The 3,144-nt window shown below is 58.9% G+C and carries 1 protein-coding gene and 2 pseudogenes; all 3 read right to left on the reverse strand.

What is annotated here, in order from left to right; genetic code table 11:
- Window positions 1-858: 858 nt before the first annotated feature.
- Window positions 859-1,059, reverse strand: a complete 201-nt coding sequence (locus ACIQ17_RS32485) for a hypothetical protein (RefSeq protein ID WP_398473681.1) — start codon at window positions 1,057-1,059, stop codon at window positions 859-861.
- Between the two features lie 38 nt (window positions 1,060-1,097).
- Window positions 1,098-2,298, reverse strand: a pseudogene (locus ACIQ17_RS32490) (IS1182 family transposase); the annotation flags it as partial.
- Window positions 2,299-2,507: 209 nt separating this feature from the next.
- A pseudogene (locus ACIQ17_RS32495) lies at window positions 2,508-3,144 on the reverse strand (catalase HPII); the annotation flags it as partial.

A 3,144-nucleotide genomic window follows, 5' to 3' on the forward strand; every position in this document is an offset into this window, starting at 1 on the left:
TTGTGCTGCCGAGCTTTTGGAGATGGTCTACTGATTGGACAGCTGCGATGATGCGCTTCGTGGCTACGTCATCCGTGTAGTAGTTCTCATAAAATGCCTTCAAAGCGACGCTTTGGCTCATTTCGAACTCCCACTCAAATGTTGTTATTGGAAACAAACGTACACACACCACCCGGGTGAGTAAACCTCGGTTGCGTCTGTGAAAGTACGCAATCGCAGACAAACTGGCCGGTTCCTTAGCGGCCAACTGTCGCAATTTCACCAATGGCCTGACTGCTTCGCCACGCGAACGCGTCGGCGCTTTCAGATAGAGGATACATCAGCGATCAATATGGAACGACCGCGGGTTCCGCGGCTCGCCGCTGCCTTATCGAACCAGTCCAAATGCGAACGGCCGGTTGGTTCCAAGTACATCGTGCTGCACGAAACGGTCACCAGCCTGAAGGACAGTAGCTCGGCCTAGTCGCCGACGAACCGAGAGAGCAACGTTCTTCTCATCGTCATCGGCTAGAACGGGAAGATCACAGCAGGATTGGGGCTCGATGTCTCAGAGCGATAAGCCGTGGGAGAAGAATTCTCGGAACACCACCGACCCCAGCTTGCCGGGCACTCCGAAGCCGGACTTGGAGAAGTGACAGAAAAGCAAGACGCACTGAGGCACGATGGGCAAGCTTGTCCTCATCGGACTATCGATCACACTAGCGCTTCTACTAGCCTCAGTAGTGGTCATCATTCAGCTCTAAAAACACCGCCTTGGATCTCCCGGCGGGCTTAGTTTGGAGTGGAAGATGTGCGGCGCATTAATTAAACGTACGTCCTATCGTTCCGTCGCTGGCCAGGCCGGAGGCTTTCCTCTTCTCACTGAAGCATTTCGCGGCGTTGCGCCTTCAGCTCACGCACACCTGCCAACTCTCCGCCGAGCTGACGTGCCGCCTTCTTCACCGAAGACGCCGAGCGATTGAAGGCAGCAGCACACCCGGCGGCTGAGGCTCCTTGAGACATCAGCAATCGCAGCTTCTCTAGGTCTTGCTCAGTCCAGCGCCGAACAAGCGGCTTCATGCCGCCAGCTCCTTGCGAACGACAGCGGCCGAGTTGCCGACCTTCTTGCATTCACGTCGCGAGGTTACGTAGGCTTCCGTTCTGGCGATCCCGCGCGCTACATCGCGAGCGCTTTCGTAGATCGAGCGTGGCACCTTGCGGGCTGGCATCTTCGGGCAACACCGTGGTTTGAGTTCGCAGATGTCGCAGTCACGTTTGCTGGCGCGATAGAGAAGCGTCGCTCCGTCGTTCACCAGTGTCCCGGTCGAAGTCAGCACCTTGCCTGCAGGGCAGCTAGATGTCGATCTCCGGATCGTACGCAAAGTCCTCGCGGGCGAATGTCCCATCCTCGCGAACGGACTTGTCGAACACAGGTATATGCGGCTCGATCGCGCGCTCGTTGACCAGCCACCCCAGCATGTCCGCTGAGCCATACGCGCTGTCGGCAGCCAGACGCTCGGGATGGATGCCGAAGCATTTCTCGGTACGTTCAATCATCGTGCGGGCCGCCCCGACCTCGGCCTGTCGAATGGCGCGTGTCGCCTCGACATCGACGATGACCGCCGCCTTCAGATCGATCAGGTAATTGTCGGCGTAGGCAAAGAAGGCGTGGCCTTTGCGAGCCCCGGTCCATTGCGCGGCCGGATAGGATCGGGACACGAACTTCGGCACCGTCTCGCTCGCCGCGCCACAGGCCGCTTCGTCCAGCGTGTCGAGGTACTCGCGGACGGACTGCCGCGCCCGGGCAAGCACTTCCCAGTCATGGCTGTCGGTGCCCGCAGCGGAACGCTGCTTATTGGCGTCGGCAGCGATTAGGCTGGCATCGATAGCGAAGGCCGTTCCATCGACCAGCCCCTCCTCCATGCAAACGCCGCACAACGGTCTCGAACAGCTTGCGCAGAAGATCGCAGTCGCGGAAGCGACCGTGTCTGCTTTTTGCGAAAGTCGAGTGATCCGGCACCTCGCCATCCAGGCCCAGACGGCAAAACCAGCGATAAGCGAGGTTCAGGTGAACCTCCTCGCACAACCGGCGCTCCGACCGGATGCCATAGCGATAGCGGACCAGCAGCATCCGGACGAGCAGCTCAGGACAATCGACGGCCGTCCGGTCGAACTGTAGAAGGGCGCCAACTCGCTCCGAACGACTCACAGATCGACGAACCGGTCGATGTTCCGGACCATGTGAGTGATTGGTACGTGCCGCTCCAGCGAGAATTCGTAGAACAGAGCCGCCTGACCAGTCTGTTTCGGACCCATCATCGATTCAGCCTCCGCCGATATCGAGATTGAATCAACGATCGCGCGCCGCTTCAACATGAGAGTTTTTCAACACAATCCGCCAAGAGCGGACATCAAGCTAGTGACGGGTAACGCACCAAGAAGTGCGTCGTTTCCAACCTTCACTGTTCTTGGGCGGCTCCGCCTAACTCCCGATCGCTCTGCGCACGGTCGGGTAACGTGATCGAACGCTAGTTGGCCGGGGCCTTCACTTTCGGCTCACGGCTCCACAGCCTGAGGTCACCAAGCAACGCGACGAACGCAGCAACATCTTTCTTGGCGGACAAAGCAACGACGCCCTCATCCAGTGCATCCGAGATACCCGCCTTTTCGAACAATGGCATTGCGGCATCGACATGGGCGATGAATTTGCAATGGGCAAACGCGTCGGCCACAAAATCGCGCGCCGTCGATTCAGCCACAAGGCTCGCAACACCATCGTCTCCCGGCAAAATCGCCACGGCATCGAAGAGAACTGACGGACCGCCGTCGATCATCTCATCGGCCGCGACGAACGTGCCGTCGCTAGCTTCCACACCGGTGACATTCGGTGCCACGATCTCACAAACTCCGCCCGCCTTGGTTACTGCCAATTTCAGCGCATTCAGCAATGTCGCGTCCACGCCATCGGTGACCAGAACGCCCAGCTTTCGCCCCTCGAAGCGCTTGGGGCCATTCGCAACGATACTGAGAGCCGGTGACGGCTCCAAATCTTCTCGCGTAGCGATGGCCGCGTCCGCGGGCTTCGGCAGTTTCCGAAGGCCGAGCATGTCGCCAACACTTTTGGCTAGACCGGCGTCAATATTCAGCAGATGCGACACCATGCGT

Origin of the sequence: Tardiphaga sp. (genome assembly GCF_044340795.1) — a bacterium.
GTDB lineage: Bacteria > Pseudomonadota > Alphaproteobacteria > Rhizobiales > Xanthobacteraceae > Tardiphaga.